Source organism: Streptomyces sp. NPDC127177 (assembly GCF_042672475.1).
Taxonomy (GTDB): Bacteria; Actinomycetota; Actinomycetes; order Streptomycetales; family Streptomycetaceae; genus Streptomyces.
Genome location: NZ_JBHXUW010000042.1, coordinates 1 through 19,214 on the forward strand (window position 1 = coordinate 1; position 19,214 = coordinate 19,214).

The 19,214-nt window shown below is 71.3% G+C and carries 18 protein-coding genes, 1 tRNA gene and 1 pseudogene; 10 read left to right on the forward strand and 10 right to left on the reverse strand.

Going from position 1 to position 19,214, the window contains the following annotated elements:
* Positions 1-25: 25 nt before the first annotated feature.
* The 6 genes and pseudogenes from ACFVJX_RS24610 to ACFVJX_RS24635 all read right to left on the reverse strand — a co-directional run.
* Positions 26-1,045 (reverse strand): annotated as a pseudogene (locus ACFVJX_RS24610) (HD-GYP domain-containing protein); the annotation flags it as partial.
* Positions 1,046-1,062: 17 nt separating this feature from the next.
* Positions 1,063-2,556 (reverse strand): HD-GYP domain-containing protein, encoded by a 1,494-nt coding sequence (locus tag ACFVJX_RS24615; protein WP_384130541.1) that lies wholly within the window; start codon positions 2,554-2,556, stop codon positions 1,063-1,065.
* A gap of 104 nt (positions 2,557-2,660) precedes the next feature.
* The gene (rsrA, locus tag ACFVJX_RS24620; protein WP_384130544.1) at positions 2,661-2,981 is read right to left on the reverse strand and encodes a mycothiol system anti-sigma-R factor; all 321 of its coding nucleotides are present in this window, start codon (positions 2,979-2,981) and stop codon (positions 2,661-2,663) included.
* Entirely contained in the window at positions 2,978-3,634 is a 657-nt protein-coding gene (locus ACFVJX_RS24625) for a sigma-70 family RNA polymerase sigma factor (RefSeq protein ID WP_384130547.1), read from the reverse strand. Before ACFVJX_RS24625 ends, rsrA begins: the two co-directional genes overlap by 4 nt.
* 272 nt (positions 3,635-3,906) lie before the next feature.
* Positions 3,907-4,557 (reverse strand): alpha/beta family hydrolase, encoded by a 651-nt coding sequence (locus ACFVJX_RS24630; protein WP_384130550.1) that lies wholly within the window; start codon positions 4,555-4,557, stop codon positions 3,907-3,909.
* A 50-nt stretch (positions 4,558-4,607) separates the two neighbouring features.
* Positions 4,608-5,423 (reverse strand): SOS response-associated peptidase, encoded by an 816-nt coding sequence (locus ACFVJX_RS24635; RefSeq protein WP_384130553.1) that lies wholly within the window; start codon positions 5,421-5,423, stop codon positions 4,608-4,610.
* Positions 5,424-5,488: 65 nt separating this feature from the next.
* Between ACFVJX_RS24635 and ACFVJX_RS24640 the strand changes: the two genes are divergently transcribed.
* From ACFVJX_RS24640 to ACFVJX_RS24655, 4 genes are all read left to right on the forward strand, one after another.
* A complete protein-coding gene (locus ACFVJX_RS24640) occupies positions 5,489-6,202 on the forward strand; it encodes a M50 family metallopeptidase (RefSeq protein WP_384130556.1) in 714 nt (237 codons plus the stop codon).
* A gap of 90 nt (positions 6,203-6,292) precedes the next feature.
* Complete coding sequence (gene aroA / locus ACFVJX_RS24645) at positions 6,293-7,633, forward strand: 3-phosphoshikimate 1-carboxyvinyltransferase (RefSeq protein WP_384130559.1); 1,341 nt, start codon at positions 6,293-6,295, stop codon at positions 7,631-7,633.
* Positions 7,634-7,636: 3 nt separating this feature from the next.
* A complete protein-coding gene (gene rsgA / locus ACFVJX_RS24650) occupies positions 7,637-8,653 on the forward strand; it encodes a ribosome small subunit-dependent GTPase A (protein WP_384130562.1) in 1,017 nt (338 codons plus the stop codon).
* 97 nt (positions 8,654-8,750) lie between these two features.
* Entirely contained in the window at positions 8,751-9,074 is a 324-nt protein-coding gene (locus ACFVJX_RS24655) for a DMT family transporter (protein ID WP_384130565.1), read from the forward strand.
* 34 nt (positions 9,075-9,108) lie between these two features.
* On the opposite strand, the gene ACFVJX_RS24660 is transcribed toward ACFVJX_RS24655, so the two are convergent.
* Entirely contained in the window at positions 9,109-9,768 is a 660-nt protein-coding gene (locus ACFVJX_RS24660) for a TetR/AcrR family transcriptional regulator (RefSeq protein WP_384130567.1), read from the reverse strand.
* Positions 9,769-9,888: 120 nt separating this feature from the next.
* Between ACFVJX_RS24660 and hisN the strand changes: the two genes are divergently transcribed.
* Together hisN and ACFVJX_RS24670 are read left to right on the forward strand one after the other, a co-directional pair.
* A complete protein-coding gene (hisN, locus tag ACFVJX_RS24665; protein ID WP_384130569.1) occupies positions 9,889-10,689 on the forward strand; it encodes a histidinol-phosphatase in 801 nt (266 codons plus the stop codon).
* A 250-nt stretch (positions 10,690-10,939) separates the two neighbouring features.
* Positions 10,940-11,341 (forward strand): cyclic nucleotide-binding/CBS domain-containing protein, encoded by a 402-nt coding sequence (locus tag ACFVJX_RS24670; protein WP_384130572.1) that lies wholly within the window; start codon positions 10,940-10,942, stop codon positions 11,339-11,341.
* Between the two features lie 63 nt (positions 11,342-11,404).
* Here ACFVJX_RS24670 and ACFVJX_RS24675 read toward each other — a convergent pair whose 3' ends face one another.
* Positions 11,405-12,856 (reverse strand): catalase, encoded by a 1,452-nt coding sequence (locus tag ACFVJX_RS24675; RefSeq protein WP_384130574.1) that lies wholly within the window; start codon positions 12,854-12,856, stop codon positions 11,405-11,407.
* A gap of 167 nt (positions 12,857-13,023) precedes the next feature.
* Here ACFVJX_RS24675 and ACFVJX_RS24680 point away from each other — a divergent pair, with 167 nt between their 5' ends.
* The 4 genes from ACFVJX_RS24680 to ACFVJX_RS24695 all read left to right on the forward strand — a co-directional run bounded on the left by ACFVJX_RS24680 (position 13,024) and on the right by ACFVJX_RS24695 (position 16,623).
* Entirely contained in the window at positions 13,024-13,443 is a 420-nt protein-coding gene (locus ACFVJX_RS24680; protein WP_384130577.1) for a Fur family transcriptional regulator, read from the forward strand.
* Positions 13,444-13,877: 434 nt separating this feature from the next.
* Positions 13,878-14,588 carry an ABC transporter ATP-binding protein gene (locus tag ACFVJX_RS24685; RefSeq protein ID WP_384130673.1) on the forward strand — a complete coding sequence of 237 codons (711 nt, stop codon included), beginning with the start codon at positions 13,878-13,880 and terminating at the stop codon, positions 14,586-14,588.
* A complete protein-coding gene (locus ACFVJX_RS24690) occupies positions 14,585-15,454 on the forward strand; it encodes an ABC transporter permease (protein ID WP_384130580.1) in 870 nt (289 codons plus the stop codon). Before ACFVJX_RS24685 ends, ACFVJX_RS24690 begins: the two co-directional genes overlap by 4 nt.
* A 23-nt stretch (positions 15,455-15,477) precedes the next feature.
* Positions 15,478-16,623 carry an ABC transporter substrate-binding protein gene (locus ACFVJX_RS24695; RefSeq protein WP_384130582.1) on the forward strand — a complete coding sequence of 382 codons (1,146 nt, stop codon included), beginning with the start codon at positions 15,478-15,480 and terminating at the stop codon, positions 16,621-16,623.
* A 71-nt stretch (positions 16,624-16,694) separates the two neighbouring features.
* Here the strand turns inward: ACFVJX_RS24695 and ACFVJX_RS24700 are convergent.
* Positions 16,695-16,768 (reverse strand) — tRNA-Met (locus ACFVJX_RS24700).
* Positions 16,769-17,021: 253 nt separating this feature from the next.
* The gene (locus ACFVJX_RS24705; protein ID WP_384130584.1) at positions 17,022-19,082 is read right to left on the reverse strand and encodes a tetratricopeptide repeat protein; all 2,061 of its coding nucleotides are present in this window, start codon (positions 19,080-19,082) and stop codon (positions 17,022-17,024) included.
* Positions 19,083-19,214: the final 132 nt, after the last annotated feature.

Genomic DNA, 19,214 nt, shown 5'->3' on the forward strand with positions numbered 1-19,214 from the left:
AAGCGTCTTTTTTTTATAAGACACAGACCACGAGGGCGATTTTCGCGTCGACCCCGGTCTGGCGGACCACGGCTCCGCCGAGCTGCGCGATCCGGCGCTGCTCGGCGGCGGAGAGGGTGGCCGTCGCCCCCTCAGGTACCGGGTCGACGAGCGAGAGCTGCCCGATGTCGTGCATCAGGGCCGCGTACTCCAGGACCGTGAGCTCGGGCCCGGAGAGCCCCAGCTCACGGCCGACGGCCGTACAGAGCGCCGCCACCCTGCGTGCGTGACCGTGCGGGGTGTAGCCGGCGATCTCGGTGGACCGGGCGAGCGAGGTGATGGTCTGCCGGTAGGTGGTGCGCACGGTGATGTAGCGGCGGAACGACACCTGGGTGAGGAGCAGCGGTACACACAGGACGGGCAGCGCCCACAATCCGGCGGCGGCGACCCCGAGCGCCATGACGGCGCCGGTCGCGCAGACCGCCGACCCGATGCCGATCAGGGCCCGCAGCTCGTCGCGGAGCAGCGGGCCGTAGGGCACCGGGGTGCGGGCGTGCAGCAGCAGGGCGCCGAGCACGGCGTCGCACAGGGCGGTGAGGCCGAGCAGCAGGAGCAGGAAGGCCGCGTAGTACGGACCCTCGCCGAACCAGCTCTCGGACCGGCCGGAGTTGGAGAGCGGCTGGAAGCACACGGCCGCGAAGGCGACGCTCAGGACGCGGCGGGCCACCTCGTCCGGGCCGGGCCCGCTGCCGCGTGCCACATGGGGCACGGAGGCTACGAGCTGGGCGGCGGCGAGTACGGCGACCACCTGGAGTGCGCCCTGACCGGTGGGCTGCCCGCCGCTGCGCCCGAGCAGGGCGTACGCGAGAGCCCCGGCGGCGCCGAGCGGTGCGGGCTCCCGCTCCCCGGGCAGGGCTCCCCAGCGGGCCAGCTCCCCGATCGCGATGAGCACCCCGAAGGCGAGGGCGTGACCGGGCCCGTCGACCCCGTGCCAGAGGGTGTACCCGAGCGCGGCGACGGTGAGCGCGAGGGCGGCCCCGCGAACAACGAGGGTCACGGCCGGCAACCGGGCCCGCTCGGCCCTCACCGGCGCGGCAACCGGAACGCCGGATCGGACGAAGCGGAAGCCCTACCCGGGCCGGCCCCGCCCCCCGACGACGGCGCCGCACCGGGTTCGGGCCCTTCCGGCGGCTGTGGACGGACCGGCATCCGGGCGGCCCCCGCTCCGGCGCCCGGACCACCGGCCCGCGCCCCCGGCACGGGGCCCCACGGCTCGTCGGCCGTCACAGCGGTCCCCGCCCCGGACCACCCGTACCGTTCCAGCCCCCGCGCCAACGCCCGCACCATCTGCGGATCGAACTGCGTACCGGCACACCGCTTGAGCTCCTCCACCGCGACCGGCACCGGCCGCCCCGGCCGGTAGGACCGGGTCGACGTCATCGCGTCGAAGGCGTCGGCGACGGCGACCACCCGGGCGAACTCGGGGATCTCGCGGCCGTGGAGCCCGTACGGGTAACCGCTGCCGTCGAGCCGTTCGTGGTGGTGCAGGATCGCGGCCCGCGCCTCGCCGAGGAAGCCGATGCCGCGCACGATCTCGTGCCCGTACTCCGGGTGCAGCTCGATCACCCGCCGCTCCTCGGGCGTCAGCGGCCCGTCCTTGCGCAGCACCCGCGTCGGCACGCCGAGCTTGCCGACGTCGTGCAGGATGCCCGCGAACCGGAGCACTTCCACGCGGTCCTGCGCCATGCCCAGCTCCTGGCCGATCAGCACGGAGGCGCGTCCCACCCGCTCGCTGTGGCCCCGGGTGTAGGTGTCCTTGATGTCGACGGCCTGCACCAGGGCCCTGATGGTGGCCCGGTGCGCGGCGTGCTCACGGTGGTACTGGGCGAAGACCCAGCAGGAGATGTACATCGGCAGCAGGACGAAGAGCGCTGCCAGTGGCCCGTACGAGCTGCTCCACAGGACGGCCATCATCAGCCCGGCGAGGCCGTGCACGAGGTGCGGGCCCAGCGAGCGCGGCAGCAGCCCGCTCCAGGCACGTCCCAGGGGAAGCTGTTCGGCCGCGGCCAGGATCGAACCGTCCAGGGCGGTCAGCGCGAGGCTGAAGGCCAGTGCGGCCGCGCAGGCGGGCAGCAGCGCGTACGGCAGGTCGGGCAGCCGCCCGGGTCCGGAGCCGCCGAGCGCCGCCGGACCGCCGAGCAGGGCGTACACGGAGGAGGCCATCCGGACGGTGAGCACGAGCTGCGCCGCCCGCCAGAGGCGACGGGCGGCGAAGGGAGGTTTCTCCACCCGGCCGACGAGCGCGCCGGGTATCGCGACCAGCGCCGCGGCCGCGGGCGGCAGCAGAAAGGCGGCGGTGAGCAGCAACGGGAAGAACGATCCGGCACTGATCTGTACGGAGCTGCCGGGCGAGGACCAGCGGCCGGGAAGTTCGCAGACCAGGTAGAGACCGGCGAGCAGTCCGAGCGTGGTCCACGGGGTGCCCGCACCGGGACGCAGCGCGGGCAGCACACAGAGGGTGGCGCAGAACGCGACGGCGAGGATGTAGGCCCGCACCGCCCCGCGTGTGGCTCTCACCCGTTTCGCCCGCCCCCCAGCATCGCCAATGGAGGCGCCAGGCTAACGAGTTGGGCGTCCCGGCCGGGTGTCGACGACCGGGATTAGCACGTTCGGGTGATGCGTCATTCCTTGGCGGTGGCCGGCTGCCCGCTGTCGGAGATACTCACGTCCTGTTCCGGGACCGCCTGGCCGGAGCGGATCAGGTCGATCCGCCCCATCACCTTGGAGCGCAGGTCGGCGGGTACGTCGTCCTGACCGCAGCAGCGCTTGACCAGCTTCTTCACGGCCTGCTCCAGCCCGTACTTCTCCAGGCAGGGGGAGCACTCGCCGAAGTGCACCTCGAACTTGGTGCAGTCGCTGTCCGGCATCTCCCGGTCGAGGAACTCGTAGAGGTGGTCAAGGACCTCCGAGCAATCCGTCTCGTGCGGCTCTCCGCAGCTCATGAGCCCGAGCCTTTCAGATCGTCCGACTCACCGGCGCCCGCCGGGACGAGCCCGCGCTCACGGGCGTAGTCCTCCAGCATGCCGCGCAGTTGACGGCGGCCCCGGTGCAGCCGGGACATCACCGTACCGATGGGAGTCCCCATGATGTCCGCGATCTCCTTGTAGGCAAAGCCCTCTACATCGGCGAGATAGACCGCGATGCGGAACTCTTCGGGGATCGCCTGCAGCGCGGACTTCACATCGGAGTCGGGCAGATGGTCGAGAGCCTGGGACTCGGCCGACCGCAGACCGGTCGACATGTGCGACTCGGCGCGGGCCAGCTGCCAGTCCTCGATCTCCTCGGCGGCACTTCGCTGGGGTTCGCGCTGCTTCTTGCGGTACGAGTTGATGAACGTGTTGGTGAGGATGCGGTACATCCACGCCTTGAGGTTGGTGCCCTCACGGAACTGATGGAAGGAGCCGTACGCCTTGGCGTACGTCTCCTGGACCAGATCCTCGGCGTCCGCGGGGTTGCGCGTCATGCGCAGCGCGGCCGAGTACATCTGGTCGAGGAAACCGAGGGCATCGCGCTCGAAACGCGCGTTGCGCTCGGCGGTCGTCTCCTGCGGGCGGCCGTCGTCGGTCCCTGTGTCGGTCCCAGTGACCGGACCCACCTCCTCCAACGCTGTGGCGGAGCCGAAACCGGACCCGCTCGAATCGGAGAATAGTCGACCTTCGTCGCTCGCGGGCTGTCGATCCGATCCGCTCAGCGCCCGTTCGGGAGTGGTCTTGGCCGCATGCAGCACTGTCCACTCCAGGTCAGCGGCGTCTGCGCGACGCGGGCAGATGGTCGAACCCATGCGACGGACTCCCTCTCCACATACGACGTTGGTGTACCGATGTCCGGAACAACAGTGGTCCCCCGTCCAACATTCCCGCGCCCCCGTCACACGATTCCGGTCAGCCATCCGGTCACGGCCGACGTGAGGATCTCCATCGCCCCGTCCTCGGTGAGCCCCGACCTCTTCGGTACGGCGAAGCCGTGGTCGGCGTGCGGCACCTCGGCCATCCGGTAATCGCCCGGAGGGAATTCGGCCGGTCTGCCGAACGGGTCGTTGCCGCCCTGGACGACGAGGGCGGGCACGCCGGTGGCCAGGAGTTCGTCCTTGCGGCTCTTCTCCGGCCGGCCCGGGGGGTGCAGCGGGAAGCTGAGTGCGAGGACGGCTCGGGCGCCGAGTGCTGAGGCCGTACGGCAGGCGACCCGGGCCCCGGCGCTGCGCCCGCCGGCGACGACCGGCAGCCCGGCTCCGGCCAGGGCAGGCCACAGGCCGCGCCAGCCGGTGTCCAGGGTCTTCGGGGCGGGCGCGAGCTTCTTCCCGGCGACTCTCCAGGGCTGCTCCACCAGGGCGACGCTCACCCCGTGCGCGGGCAGCGCGGCGGCGAGCGCCTTCAGGTCCCGGGCCTCGATACCGCCGCCCGCGCCGTGGCCGAGCGCGAGCAGGAGGCGGGGTTCGGGAGCGGACAGCCAGCTGATCCGGGCGGTTCCGGCCTCGGTGTCGACCGTTTCGGTGCGGGGGTTCGTCTCGGTGGCTTTCACCACCCCATCCAACCAACCCGCCGCGGGCCGCCCGAGGTCCGGCGCGTCCTTCAGAAGAGGGTGCCGACCTCGGGTGCGGCCAGCTCGTCCTTCAGCTCGGGGCCGTTGTTGCGGACGTTGCTGACGGCGGTGGCCACCGGATAGGCGCGCATCAGCCCGCCGGGCGGCGGCGTGAGCAGTCCGCGCAGCTCCTCGATGCCGGTGCGGGAGGGGTCCAGCCAGTCGTCCCAGCGGTCCGGGGTGAGCATCAGCGGCATCCGGGGGTGGATGTCCGCGAGCGCGGCCGGGCCGTCGGCCGGGGCGACGGCGAGGGGGCTCGTCTCCGCCTCCGTCGTGATCACCGAGCAGGTCACCCACCAGGCCTGCGGATGGTCGTCGGGCAGCGTCCGGTCGCGCCAGAACTCGTAGAGACCGGCCATGGCGAAGACCGATCCGTCGGCAGGGGTGACGAAGTACGGCTGCTTGCGGGGTCGCTTCTTGCGGCCCTTCTCCTCCAGCTGCCGTTCCTCGCTGCCGGTCACCCACTCGTAATAGCCGTCGGCCGGCAGGATGCAGCGGCGTGAGACGAAGGGACGGCGGAAGGACGGCTTCTCGTGCACCGTCTCGGCGCGGGCGTTGATCATCCGGGCGCCGCCCTCCGGGGTTTTGGCCCAGGACGGGACGAGTCCCCATTTCAGTGCGCGCAGCTGGCGAACCGGACGCTGGTCGTCCGCGTCTTTCACCGGACGCTCCAGTACGGCGTAGACCTCCTTGGTCGGCGCCACGTTGTAATCCGGCTCCAGCGTCTCGGCCGGTTCCCACTTCTCCACCTGGAAGAGTCCGGTCAGGTCCTCGGGCCGCCGACTCGCTGCATACCGTCCGCACATAAGTGCCAGACTGCCACGACCGTCATCCCGACCGGACGTCAATACCGCGAGGAGCCGCCCACTCCATGAACAGCACCGATCTCGGCAATCTGTGGGACCGCGTCTTCGGTACCCAGCCTGCCCCCGAGCAGTGGCTGGTCGTGGTGACCGCCACGGCCGCGCTCATCGCCGTCGTGCCCAATGTCATATGGCGGCTGACCCGCAACGCGATCACCATCGCCCACGAGGGCGGCCACGGGCTGATCGCCCTGCTGACCGGGAGGCAGCTCTCGGGGATCCGGCTGCACTCGGACACCAGCGGGCTGACGGTGAGCCGGGGCAAGCCGACCGGTATCGGCATGGTCCTCACCGCGGCGGCGGGCTACACCGCGCCACCACTGCTGGGTCTGGGCGGTGCGTGGCTGCTCGTCAACGGCCGGATCACGCTGCTGCTGTGGCTGGCCACGGCGCTGCTCGCGGTCATGCTGGTGATGATCCGTAACGTGTACGGGGCGCTGACGGTGATCCTCACCGGTTCGCTCTTCCTGCTGATGTCGTGGCTGGCCTCACCCGACTGGCAGTCGCTGTTCGCGTACAGCGCGGTCTGGTTCCTGCTGCTCGGCGGGGTGCGTCCGGCGTTCGAGCTGCAGTCCAAGCGGCGCCACGGGGGTGCGCCCGATTCGGACGCGGACCAGCTGTCGCGGCTGACGGACGTACCGGCCGCGCTGTGGCTGTTCCTGTTCCACGCCGTGTCGCTCTGTTCGCTGATCGGCGGCGGACGCTGGCTGCTGGGCCTGTGACCGGGCCCCTTTACCACTCTCGCGTTACGTCCCTATTTCATACCGTTTGGCCAAAATCCGGTCGGGCGCAGAGCCACTAAAGTGAGCTCCATGACCGAAAGTTCCGTGCACCCCGCCCTCTGGCCCGCCCCCCACGCGAGCGGAGCCGTCGACGCGACCGTCACCGTGCCCGGATCGAAGTCGGTCACCAATCGCGCACTGGTGCTGGCCGCGCTCTCCTCGGAGCCCGGGTGGCTGCGCCGGCCGCTGCGCTCCCGCGACACCCTGCTGATGGCCGACGCGCTGCGCGCGATGGGCGTCGGTATCGAGGAGACGGTCTCCTCCAGCTCCTCCGTCGCAGGCGGCGCGGACGGCTCCGGCGAGGCGTGGCGGGTCATCCCGGCCGGTCTGCACGGCCCGGTCACCATCGACGTCGGCAACGCCGGTACGGTCATGCGCTTCCTGCCCCCGGTGGCCACCCTCGCCGACGGCCCGGTCGACTTCGACGGGGACCCGCGGTCCTACGAGCGCCCGCTGAACGGGGTGATCGACGCCCTGCGGGCGCTCGGTGCCCGGATCGACGACGACGGCCGCGGCTCGCTGCCGATGACCGTGCACGGCGGGGGTGCGCTGGACGGCGGGCCTGTCGCGATCGACGCGTCCTCGTCCTCCCAGTTCGTGTCGTCACTGCTGCTGTCCGCGCCGCGCTTCAACCAGGGTGTGGAGGTGCGGCACACCGGCTCCCGGCTCCCGTCCATGCCGCACATCCGGATGACCGTCGACATGCTGCGGGCCGTCGGCGCCCAGGTCGACGAGCCGGAGACGGGCGGCGAACCGAATGTCTGGCGGGTCTCCCCATCGGCGCTGCTCGGCCGCGATCTGACCATCGAGCCCGACCTCTCCAACGCCCAGCCGTTCCTGGCCGCGGCGCTGGTCACCGGCGGCCGGGTCACCGTGCCGGACTGGCCGCTGCGCACCACACAGCCCGGTGACGCGCTGCGTGACATCTTCACCGCCATGGGCGGCAGCTGTGAGCTGACCGAGCACGGCCTCACCTTCACCGGGTCCGGCCGCATCCACGGCATCGACGTCGACCTCGGCGAGGTGGGCGAGCTGACCCCGGGGATCGCGGCGGTCGCGGCCCTGGCCGACTCCCCCTCCACGCTGAGCGGCGTGGCCCATCTGCGGCTGCACGAGACGGACCGGCTGGCCGCGCTCACCAAGGAGATCAACGAGCTCGGCGGCGAGGTCACCGAGACCGCGGACGGCCTCCACATCCGGCCGCGACCGCTGCACGGCGGTACCTTCCATACGTACGACGACCACCGCATGGCCACCGCCGGGTCGGTCATCGGCCTCGCAGTCCCCGGAGTGGAGATCGAGAACGTGGCGACGACCGCCAAGACCCTGCCCGACTTCCCGCAGATGTGGACCGGAATGCTCGGGGCCTGAGACATGCGCCGCTACGGCAAGAACCCCGACGAGGACGACATCCGGGTCCGCCCCAACCGCAAGGGCAACCGGCCTCGTACGCATACCCGTCCCAAGCACGAGGACGCCGAGGACGGCATGGTCCTCACCGTGGACCGCGGCCGGCTCACCTGCCTCGTCGAGGGCCGCACGGTCATCGCCATGAAGGCCCGCGAGCTGGGCCGCAAGGCCGCGGTGGTGGGCGACACCGTCTCCATCGTCGGCGATCTGTCCGGCGACAAGGACACCCTGGCCCGGATCGTGCGGATCGGGGAGCGCCGCTCGGTGCTGCGCCGGACGGCGGACGACGACGACCCGTTCGAGCGGGTGGTGGTGGCCAACGCCGACCAGTTGGCGATCGTCACCGCGCTGGCCGATCCGGAACCCCGTCCGCGCATGATCGACCGCTGTCTGGTCGCCGCGTACGACGGCGGCCTCTCCCCCCTCCTGGTGCTGACCAAGTCCGATCTGGCCTCTCCGGACAAGCTGCTGGAGGCGTACACCCCGCTGGGTGTGCCGTTCATCGTCACCAACCGCGAGGAACTGGAGAACGGCGACGCGGCGGAGCGGGTCCGCGAGCAGCTGAACGACCGGGTGACCGCCTTCGTCGGGCACTCCGGTGTCGGGAAGACCACCCTGGTCAACGCCTTGGTGCCGAAGGACAGGCGCCGTACGACCGGGGTCGTCAACGCGGTCACCGGCCGGGGCCGCCACACCACCACGTCGGCGCTGGCGCTCCCGCTGCCGGACTACCGGGGCTGGGTGATCGACACCCCCGGTGTCCGCTCCTTCGGGCTGCACCACATCGACCCGTCCCGCGTCATCAACGCCTTCCCCGACCTCCAGCCCGGCACCGAGAACTGCCCGCGCGGCTGCACCCACGACAGCCTGCAACCGGAATGCGCGCTGGACGCCTGGGTGGCCGAGGGGCACGCCGATCCGGCCCGGCTGGACTCGTTGCGGCGGCTGCTCTCCACGCGGGAACGACGCGAGGGCGACTGACCCGGGCACGTTTGCGATCACTCGCCACCGGTAAGTGCATAATCACGAATCGCACCCAGCGGTACGGGACGGTCACCGATGCGGAGGGGCACTGACGATGGCGTGGCTGCTGGTCGTGGTCGCGGGACTTCTGGAGACGGGCTTCGCGGTCTGTCTCAAGCTCTCGCACGGCTTCACCCGGCTCTGGCCGACCATCGCGTTCTGCATCTTCGCGCTCGGCAGCTTCGGTCTGCTGACCATGTCGCTGAAGAAGCTCGACGTCGGTCCCGCCTACGCGGTGTGGACCGGCATCGGCGCCGCGGGCACCGCCATCTACGGCATGATCTTCCTCGACGACGTGGTCTCCACGCTCAAGCTGATCTCGATCTCACTGGTGATCCTCGGAGTGATCGGTCTCCAGCTCTCGGGCTCCTCGCACTGACCGCGGGCTCGCGCCCCCGGCGCGGACGGGCGGCTCAGGCAACGGCGTCCGGGGCCCGCTCCACCACGTAGCCGACCAGCGGCGTGCTCTCCGCCCCCGCCGCGGGGGCCGGCACCAGGGCGTACGACAGGGCGAGCCGCAGAACCAGTTCGCAGGTCGCCGCCAGCGCGGCCGGGTCGTGCGGCGAATGCCGACCGTCACCCAGCACCGCCGGGTCGTGCGGCGGACGCCGACCGTCACCCAGCGCGGCCACCACACGGTCCCTGACCTGGTCGAGCAGTTCGGCGGGCGTCGGCGGTCCGGCATCGGCCCGGCGCTGCGCCGGCACGAGCGAGCCGGGCGGACGGGCCGGCCGGGGCGGGCGCGGTAACCGCTCCCCCCAGCAGCCCGTGAGCAGGCCTCTGACCAGTTCGTCCGTACGGGTGGCCCGGACCGTCCAGGCGGCGGTGGCGGCCAGCCGGTCACCCGCGACGCCGGAGAGTCCCAGCGCCCTTTCGACGCCGGACAGATAGGCGTCGGCGGCACGCAGGACCAGGGCGCGGGCCAGCCCGTCCTTGCTCCCGAACTCGTTGTAGAGGGTCTGCCGGGAGACCCCGGCGGCAGCTGCCACATCGACCATGCGCACGGACGGCCAGGGCCGGGTGGTCAGGGCCGCGTGGGCGGCGTCCAGCAGTGCTTCTCGCGCTGTCGGCATCGTTGCCTCCCACGCCGGGGCCTGCGATTCAGAGTTGACGCGCTCCCCCGCACTGTCAAGAGTCCGGGCGGCCCCGGGGCCCTGTGGCTCGGTGCACCGGCGGTCGATACTGTGACGGTCATGCCCGACTACCACGATGATCTGCGCCTCGCCCACGTGCTGGCGGACGCCGCCGACGCGACGACGATGGACCGGTTCAAGGCCCTGGACCTGAAGGTCGAGACGAAGCCGGACATGACACCGGTCTCCGAGGCCGACAAGGCCGCCGAGGAGCTGATCCGCGGCCATCTCCACCGGGCCCGCCCACGCGACGCGATCCTGGGCGAGGAGTACGGGATCGAGGGGACCGGCCCCCGGCGCTGGGTGATCGACCCGATCGACGGCACCAAGAACTACGTACGCGGTGTGCCCGTCTGGGCGACGCTGATCTCGCTGATGGAGGCCGGTGAGGACGGCTTCCAGCCGGTGGTCGGCGTAGTGTCGGCGCCCGCGCTGAACCGGCGCTGGTGGGCGGCGAAGGGGGCGGGCGCCTTCTCCGGCCGCAGCCTGACCTCCGCCACCCGGCTGCACGTCTCGAAGGTGGAGCGGATCGCGGACGCCTCACTCGCCTACTCCTCGCTGACCGGCTGGGAGGAACAGGGTCGGCTCGACGGCTTCATGGATCTGACCCGGGCCTGCTGGCGCACCCGCGGATACGGGGACTTCTGGCCGTACATGATGGTCGCCGAGGGATCGGTCGACATCTGCGCGGAGCCGGAGCTCTCCCTCTGGGACATGGCCGCGAACGCGATCATCGTGCAGGAGGCGGGTGGCCGGTTCACCAGCCTGGACGGGGTCTCCGGTCCGGGCGGCGGAAACGCGGCGGCCTCGAACGGGACGCTCCACCACGAACTGCTGGGATATCTGAACCAGCGCTACTGACCCGGCCGGTCGGGGCGGGGCCCTTTCACCACGCACCTGCCGCCGGAACAGCCATGCAAACAGCCATGCCTGGACGCCTCAGCAGGCGCACGGCAACCACGAGGGGCGTGCCGCACCACCGCACGCCCCTCGAACGATCTTCACCACCCCTTGTTGCCTTCCGCGAACAGTGCGACTCTGAGAGTCTCCCCACTTGTGAACTTGTGAATCGGCTCACGCAGTCGCTTCACCAAGGAGGTGGCTCCCTCTCATGCTCGTCCGTGACGCCATGAGCACGGTGGTCCTCACCATCGGCCCGACCCACACCCTCCGCCAGGCCGCCCGGCTGATGTCGGCGCGCCATGTCGGAGCAGCCGTCGTCCACGACCCGGACACCTGCGGTCTCGGCATCCTCACCGAACGCGACATCCTCGACGCGGTCGGATCGGGCCAGGACCCCGATATCGAGACCGCCTCCACCCACACCACGACCGACGTGGTCTTCGCCGCACCCGCCTGGACCCTGAAGGAGGCAGCCGAGGCCATGACACACGGCGGCTTCCGGCACCTGATCGTGCTGGACGACGACGGACCGGTGGGCGTCGTCTCGGTGCGCGACATCATCCGCTGCTGGGCGCCGGCCGGGCGCCAACCCGTGGAACTGGTCGGCTGAGGCGCCCCGCACGCGGCCGGCCGGCCCCCGGCGTGCGGGGACCGGCCGGTCAACGGGACGGACTCAGCCGCGCAGAGCCTGCACCGCCGCTTCCAGACGCTTGCCGAAGTCACCATCGGCCTGGCGGAAGTTGTTGATCGCACGCTCGGCGATGTCGTCGCGCGAGACCTTCGAGATGAACCCGGCGAGATTGCCGATCAGCCGGTCCTTCTCGTCCTCGGAGTAGAGCCGGTAGAGGTTGCCGGCCTGGACGAAGTCGTTGTCCTCGGCGTGGCTCGGGGCCTCGTGGGTGCCGGTGCCGCCCGTGACCGGGACGGGCTCCCACAGCGGGCGGTCGGTCTGGACCGGACCGCCGAAGCTGTTCGGCTCGTAGTTCTTCGCACCCTCGTGACGGCCGTCGTAGAGGTAGCCGTCACGGCTGTTCGTCCGCGCCTCGGCGGCGTGCGGACGGTTCACCGGCAGGTGGTCGGCGTTGATGCCGACGCGGTAGCGGTGCGCGTCGCCGTACGCGAACAGGCGGCCCTGGAGCATCTTGTCCGGGGAGGGGCCGATGCCGGGCACGAAGTGCGCGGGGCTGAAGATCGACTGCTCGGTCTCCGCGAAGACGTTCGAGGGGTTCCGGTTGAGCTCCAGCTTGCCGATCTCGACCGGCGGGTAGTCCTCGTGCGGCCACACCTTGGTGAGGTCGAACGGGTTGAAGCGGTACGTGGCCGCCTCGGCCGCCGGCATGATCTGCACCTGCACGGTCCAGGACGGGAAGTCACCGCGCTCGATGGACTCGCGCAGGTCGCGCTGGTGGCTGTCCGGGTCCATTCCGGAGATCTGGTTGGCCTCTTCGGTGGTGAGGTTCTTGATGCCCTGGTCGGTCTTGAAGTGGTACTTGACCCAGAAGACCTCACCGGCCTCGTTGTTCCACTGGTAGGTGTGCGATCCGTACCCGTTCATGTGGCGCAGCGTGGCCGGGATGCCGCGGTCACCGAAGAGCCAGGTCACCTGGTGGGTGGACTCGGGCGACAGGCCCCAGAAGTCCCAGACGTTGTCCGCCTCCTGGGAGCCGGTGTACGGGTCGCGCTTCTGGGTGTGGATGAAGTCGGGGAACTTGATGGCGTCCTTGATGAAGAACACCGGGGTGTTGTTGCCGACGAGGTCGTAGTTGCCGTCCTCGGTGTAGAACTTCAGCGCGAAGCCGCGGGGGTCACGCACCGCGTCGGCGGAGCCGAGGTTGCCGGCGACGGTCGAGAAGCGCAGGAAGGTCTCGGTCTGCTTGCCGACCTCGGAGAGGAACCTCGCACGCGTCCACTGCGAGACGTCACGGGTCAGCGTGAACGTGCCGTACGCCCCGGCGCCGCGGGCGTGCACGACGCGCTCCGGGATGCGCTCGCGGTTGAAGTGCGCGAGCTTCTCCATCAGCACCTGGTCCTGCACCAGCACCGGACCGCCGACGCCCGCTGTCTCGCTGTTCTGGTTGTCGGCCACCGGTGCCCCGGCCTCCGTGGTGAGCGGTCCCTGCGTCACGTGCGCCTCCTGCGTCATTCCTGCACATCCGTCATGTCGTCATGGCGTGCACAGCTGTCCCTGCCGTATGCCGGTTCCGATCCTACAATGGACTTTGTCCAAGTCAATCAAGCATCCAAAGTCACACCGGTTCAGGACTCGGGCGCTCCACTGTTAGGCTTGTCCACATGAGTGACCTCCTGGAACGACTTCGTGGACGCGGCTGGCGCATGACGGCACAGCGGCGCGTCGTGGCCGAGGTGCTCGACGGCGACCATGTGCACCTGACGGCAGACGAGGTCCACGCACGGGCCGTCGCCAAGCTGCCCGAGATCTCCCGCGCCACCGTGTACAACACGCTGGGCGAGATGGTGACGCTCGGCGAGGTCATCGAGGTGTCCACCGACCGCCGGGCCAAGCGGTACGACCCGAACGCGCACCGCCCCCACCACCACCTGGTCTGCGCGAACTGCGGCGCCATCCGCGACGTACACCCGGCCGGTGACCCGCTGGCCGATCTGCCGGCCGGCGAGCGCTTCGGGTTCATGATCTCGGGCGTCGAGATGACGTACCGCGGCATCTGCCCGAACTGCGCCGCGGCCGCCTGACCCGACCGCCGCCCCGCCACCACCACCCCGACGCCCTGCACCGCACATGCCGGTGCAGGGCGTTTTCGGCATGCGGCGTGGATGAGGTGCTTGATTCGGGCGCGGCCGCACACCTGACCGACCCCGCGGCCGGCCCACCGCCCGGCCGCGGACCGAATCCAGCACTCAGCACACCCGGCCCCGCGCACCCCCTTCCCGAATCTGACGGGTCGTCATATCGTCATCGGCGATCACGCCGCCCCGCGGCGGCCCCGCACCTCGACCTGTACGAGGAGAGACCCGTGGGAGACCCGCACCCGAACCCACCCCCGGCTCCGAACCCACCCCCGGCTCCGAACCCACCCCCGGCTCCGGCCCCGGCCCCGGCATCGTCCACCGCCCCCAAACTCCGCGCCCGTGCTCTCACCCGCTCCTTCGGACGGGGGACGAAGGCTCTGGCCGCCCTCGGACCGGTCGATCTCGACGTCGTGCCGGGCGAGTTCGCCTGCATCGTCGGGCCGTCCGGCTGCGGCAAGTCCACCCTGCTCAGGATCGCGGCCGGACTTCTGCGCCCCAGCGCAGGCGAGCTGTCCATCCGTACGGCGTCGGCCCGGCCGGCCGCGATGATCTTCCAGGACTACGGGATCTACGACTGGAAGACCGTCCTGGCCAACGTCCGCTTCGGCCTCGACATCCAGCGCGTGCCGCGCAGGGAGGCCGACGCCAGGGCACACGACTGGCTGTCCCGGATCGGGCTCGCGGAGTTCGCCGGTGCCTACCCCGCCGCGCTCTCGGGCGGGATGCGCCAGCGGGTGGCGATCGCCCGCGCGCTCGCCGTGGAGCCCGAGATCCTGCTGATGGACGAGCCGTTCGCGGCGCTCGACGCCCAGCTGCGCACGATCCTCCAGGACGAACTGCTGGAGCTCACCCAGACCACCCGCACCACCACGCTCTTCATCACCCACAGCCTGGAGGAGGCGATCGTGCTCGGGGACCGGGTGCTCGTGATGTCGGCCAGACCGGGCCGGATCATCGCCGAGCACCGCCCGCCGTTCGAACGGCCGCGCACCGGGGACATCCGCTCGACGCCGGAGTTCACCGCGCTGAAGAGCGAGCTGTGGGATCTGCTGCGCGGCGAGGTCCGCGGAGGGGCGGCCCTGGTATGAGCACCGCCGCGAAGTCCGTGAACGGGGAGGAGCAGGTGCTGGTCCGCAGGCCGGGTCCGCAGGAGCTGCATCCCGTACGCACCCACCGCAGGCGCCGCACCCTCGAAGTCACGCTCGCCGTCGCCGTGCCGCTGCTCCTGGTGCTGCTCTGGCAGCTGGCCGCCGCCCGGTCCTGGATCGACGACCGCGTCTATCCCGCACCCTCCACGATCTTCGCGGACGGCTGGGACCGGGCCGCCGACGGAGACCTGTGGCCGGATGTGTGGGCCACGCTCAAACGCGTACTCGGCGGCTATGCGATCGGCACGGTCGCGGGCTACGCGCTCGGCCTGCTGATGGGCTCGCTCGCCCTCGTACGGGCGGCGCTGGAGCCGTTGCTCGACGCCCTGTACGTCGTACCGAAACTGGCCCTGCTGCCGGTCTTCCTCAATATGTTCGGCCTCGGCGAAGGGCCACAGATCGCCCTGGTCGCCGCCACCGTCTTCTTCTTCGTCTGGATCTCGACCATGGCGGCCGTGCTCGCCGTTCCGGCCGGCCACCGGGATGCCGGGCAGGTCTTCGGCGCATCGCCCTGGCAGATGTTCCGGCACGTGCTCCTGCCGGCCTCGCTGCCCGCGGTGCTGGTCGGCGCGCGGATCGCGGCCGGCGTCGCGGTGCTGGTCATCGTCGCGTCGGAGCAGATCGCGGCAGCCGACGGACTGGGCCACCTGATCTTCGACTCCCGGGCCCTGTTCCAGAACGACGTGATGTTCGTCGGCATCGTCTGTGTGGCGGTGCTCGGTGTCCTCTTCTCCGAAGTGGTGCGGATCGCCGGCCGGCTGCTCACGCCCTGGGCCCCGCGCGACCGCGGCCGCAGCCAGTCGTGAACGATTCCTCTTACGGAGGCACTGTGCGTACACGTACCCCCTTCACCCGCACCGCCGTGCTCGTGGCGGCATCCCTGCTCGGCGCGGCGGGCTGCGCCGGGAACGACTCCTCGGGCGGCGACACGGCCGACGCCGCGCCCCGCACCGTCAAACCCGTCGCGGGCTGCGGTGCCGGGAGCTGGACCGACCCCTCGGACCTCGCGCCCGGCCGCAGACCCGCCCGCTGCGACAAGGGCGCCCCCGCCGCCCGTCCGCCGGCGAAGAAACGCAAGATCGTCCTCGCCACCGGCACCCTGAGCGCGGAGTACGTCGCCCCTCTCCAGGTCGCCGTGGCCAAGGGCGAGTTCGCGAAGGAGGGCCTGGACGTCCAGCTGAAGGTGCTCCCCACACCGGACGCCCTGCCCCTGCTCGCGAAGGGGGACGTCGACGCCCAGTGGGCGGCGCCGGAGGCCGCGGTGATGAACGGCATCAACGGCGGCTTCGACATCAAGTGGGTCGCGGGCAACTTCTCCCCCGACCCGACCTCCAAGAGCGGCCTGTGGGTACGCCTCAAGGACGGGGAGAGCGCCGATCACGTCGACATGGCCGGCCGAAAACTCGGCACGATGATCGGCAAGGGCTCGGTGATCGCCTATCCCATGGACACCTCCCTGAAGAAGCACGGCGGCGGCCTCGACAAGATCAGCTTCCAGCAGCTCGGCTCGGCGGACGTACTGACCGCTCTGCAGAACGGGGGCGTGGACTCCGCCTGGCTGCTCGACCCGATCTGGCGCAAGGTCGACGGCGACAAGAAGTTCGCCTTCCTCGGCGGACAGCCGGTCGGCGAACCGCTCGGCGGGCTCCTGTTCGGCCCGACACTGCTGAACAAGGACCCGGACGCGGGCGTCGCCTTCCTCCGGGCCTACATCCGCACGGTGAACACCTACTTCGCCGGCGACTACAAGTCCGACCCCGCCTTCGTCGCCGAGCTCGCCAAGCTGATGAAGACGGACGAGGCGACCCTGCGGTCGACGCCGTCGATGCGGATGGACTGGGAGATCCGGAAGGGCACCACGGACCGGCTGCAGAAGGCGTACGCCGACTCGGGCGTCTCGACGGGCGCACCGGTGCCGGAGGAGAAGGCCGTGGACCGGGCGATGTACAGCGAGGCCGTGGGACACAAGCCCTGAGCCGGGCCCTCCCGTGCGGGGCGCATGCACAGAGGGCCGGATCCTTGAAGGATCCGGCCCTCTGTCTTCAGTAGCGGGGACAGGATTTGAACCTGCGACCTCTGGGTTATGAGCCCAGCGAGCTACCGAGCTGCTCCACCCCGCGTCGTTGTGATCCCCACAGTACGACACCCCTCCGGACCAGCGCAAATCAATAGGCAGGGCCCCCTCCGGCCACAGGGCGGGGCCTCCTCCGGCCACACCGGCCCGCCGGGCAGTCGCCCCGCCCCAGCGGAATCGAGCCCGCCCCGAGACCGGGCACCCCAGCCAAAACAAGCCCGTCCGGCGATTGAGGACAGAGCGGGGGCCGAAGACACCGCCGCCCCCGAGAACCTCCCGCCCCGCCTCCGCCCCGCCCTCTACGCGGTCAGCTCCTGATGCAGCGCCTCGCGCAACCGCGCGGCCCGCTCCGACACCTCCGCCGGACCCAGCTCAACCGCCCGCGCACACCACCGCTGCCCCTCCGCGAGCTCACCGCGGCGCGCGGCCAGCAGAGCCAGGCGCAGGGCCGCCCGCCCGTGCCCGTCGTTCGCGGCACGGCTCCACCACAGCGCGGCCTCGCGCTCACTGCCCTCGCGGGCGAGCAGCAGACCGAGGTTGAAGGCACCGTTGCGGCTGCCCGACTCGGCCGCCTCCCGGTACCAGCGCCCGGCGCTCTCCACGTCACCCCGGGCCGCGGCGAGCATCCCGACGCGCACCTGGGCCCGGCGATGCCCCTGCTCCGCCGCCCGCTCGTACCACTCCTCGCACTCGGTCTTCTCCGGCATCGGCTCGCCCAGGGCGGGCGGTCCCGGCGGTGGCTGCCGCGAGTCCAGCACCCCGGCCAGCCGGAAGGCCGCCTCCGCGCTGCCACCACCGGCCGCACAGCGCAGGTGGCGCTCCGCCTCCCGCTCCTTGCCGTGGTGCAGCAGCGCCATGCCGACCTGGAGCGCGGCCTCGGTGTGTCCGGCCGCCGCGGCACGCTCGTACCAGAGCAGGGCGGCCCGGTCCTCGTCGCGCCCGGCGTGCAGGATGCCGAGGTTGAAGGCGGCGTCGACGCTGCCCGCCTCGGCCGCCTTGGAGAACCAGGGCTCCGCGCCGGTCGCGTCGCCCGCCTGGAGCAGGAGCACGGCCAGGGCGTTGGCGGCCTCGCGGTGGCCGGCGTAGGCGGCGCGCCGGTACCACTGCTCGGCCTGCGCCGTGCGGTCCTGGGCCGCGCAGAGCAGCCCCAGGTTGTACGCGCCGTTCTCGTCACCGGCGTCCATCGCCGCGCGGTACCAGCGCTCGGCGGTCTGCTGCTCCCCCCGGGCCGCGTGCAGCGCACCGAGCGCGTTGGCGGCGTTGCCGTCGCCGTCCTGGGCGGCGCGCAGCCACCACACGGCCGCGCTCTCCCGGTCGCCCGCGTCACGGAGCAGGAAGCCGAGCGCGCACGCGGCCCGTGCTTCGCCGGCCTTGGCCGAGATGAGGTACCAGCGGCCTGCCTCCTTGAGCTCGCCGCGCTGTTCGAGGATGGCGCCGAGGTGCAGGGCGGCACGCCGGTGGCCGCGGGCGGCGGCCTGCCGGTACCACTGCTCCGCCTCGCCGATCCGTCCGGCCTCCTGGCCGGCGACCGGGCTGTCGTCCTTGCGCACGGCGACCCGGTGCGACCCGGTGCCGGGGTCGCCGTCCGTTCCGGTGCGGGGGTCCAGCCCGGGACGGCCGAAGGCGTCGTGCGCGTCGTCCGCCGCGTTGCGCTCCAACGCGCGCGCCAGCCGGTACGCGGCCTCGCGGTGCCCCTGCTCGGCCGCTGCGCGCAACCAGCGCTCGGCTCCGTCGTCGCCGCGGTGTTCCAAAAGGTCGGCGAGGGCGTACGCACCCAGCGCATGCCCTTGTTCGGCGGACTGGCGCAGCCAGTACTCGGCGCCGGGCTCGTCGCCTCGCTCGCGGTAGTGGCGCCCCAGGGCGTGTGCGGCGGCGGCGGAGCCGGCGACGGCCGCGGTCCGCCACCAGTCGGCCGCCTCGTCCGGATATCCGCGCTGGTGCAGCAGGACACCCAGGTTGTTGGCCGCGGCACGGTCGCCGTCGGCGGTTGCCGCGCGCAGATAGGCCTCGGCGCCCGTCAGGTCCCCCCGGCGCAGCAGCAGGGCGCCGAGCACGCTCATCGAGGCGGTGTCCCCGGCCTCGGCGGCACGACGGTGGCGCGCCTCGCTCTCGGCGTTGTCCGCACTGTCTGCGGTCTCCGCGCCCTCGGCGTTCTCCACGCCGTACGCGGACTCTGCGGTCCCTGCACTTTCGACGGTCGCGGCACACTCCGCAGTCTCGGCGGTCTCGATGTGGTCGTTGTCGTTGTACCGTGCGGCGGCGGCAAATGCCACATCCATCACGTTTTCTGCCGGATGGGCGTGACGCTGAGCAAACCGCCCTGTCTCCAACAGAGTTGCCCTGTCCCCCATAAATACCATCGTCGCACCACCTGTTACCCGCGTACACCTGGTATATCGCGGTCAGTGAGGTCACTTCAGCGTTTTGTCGACATGCCCACAGAGAGACAAGTCAAACACGTCCAAGCTCAACTCGTGCCCGTTGAACCGCAC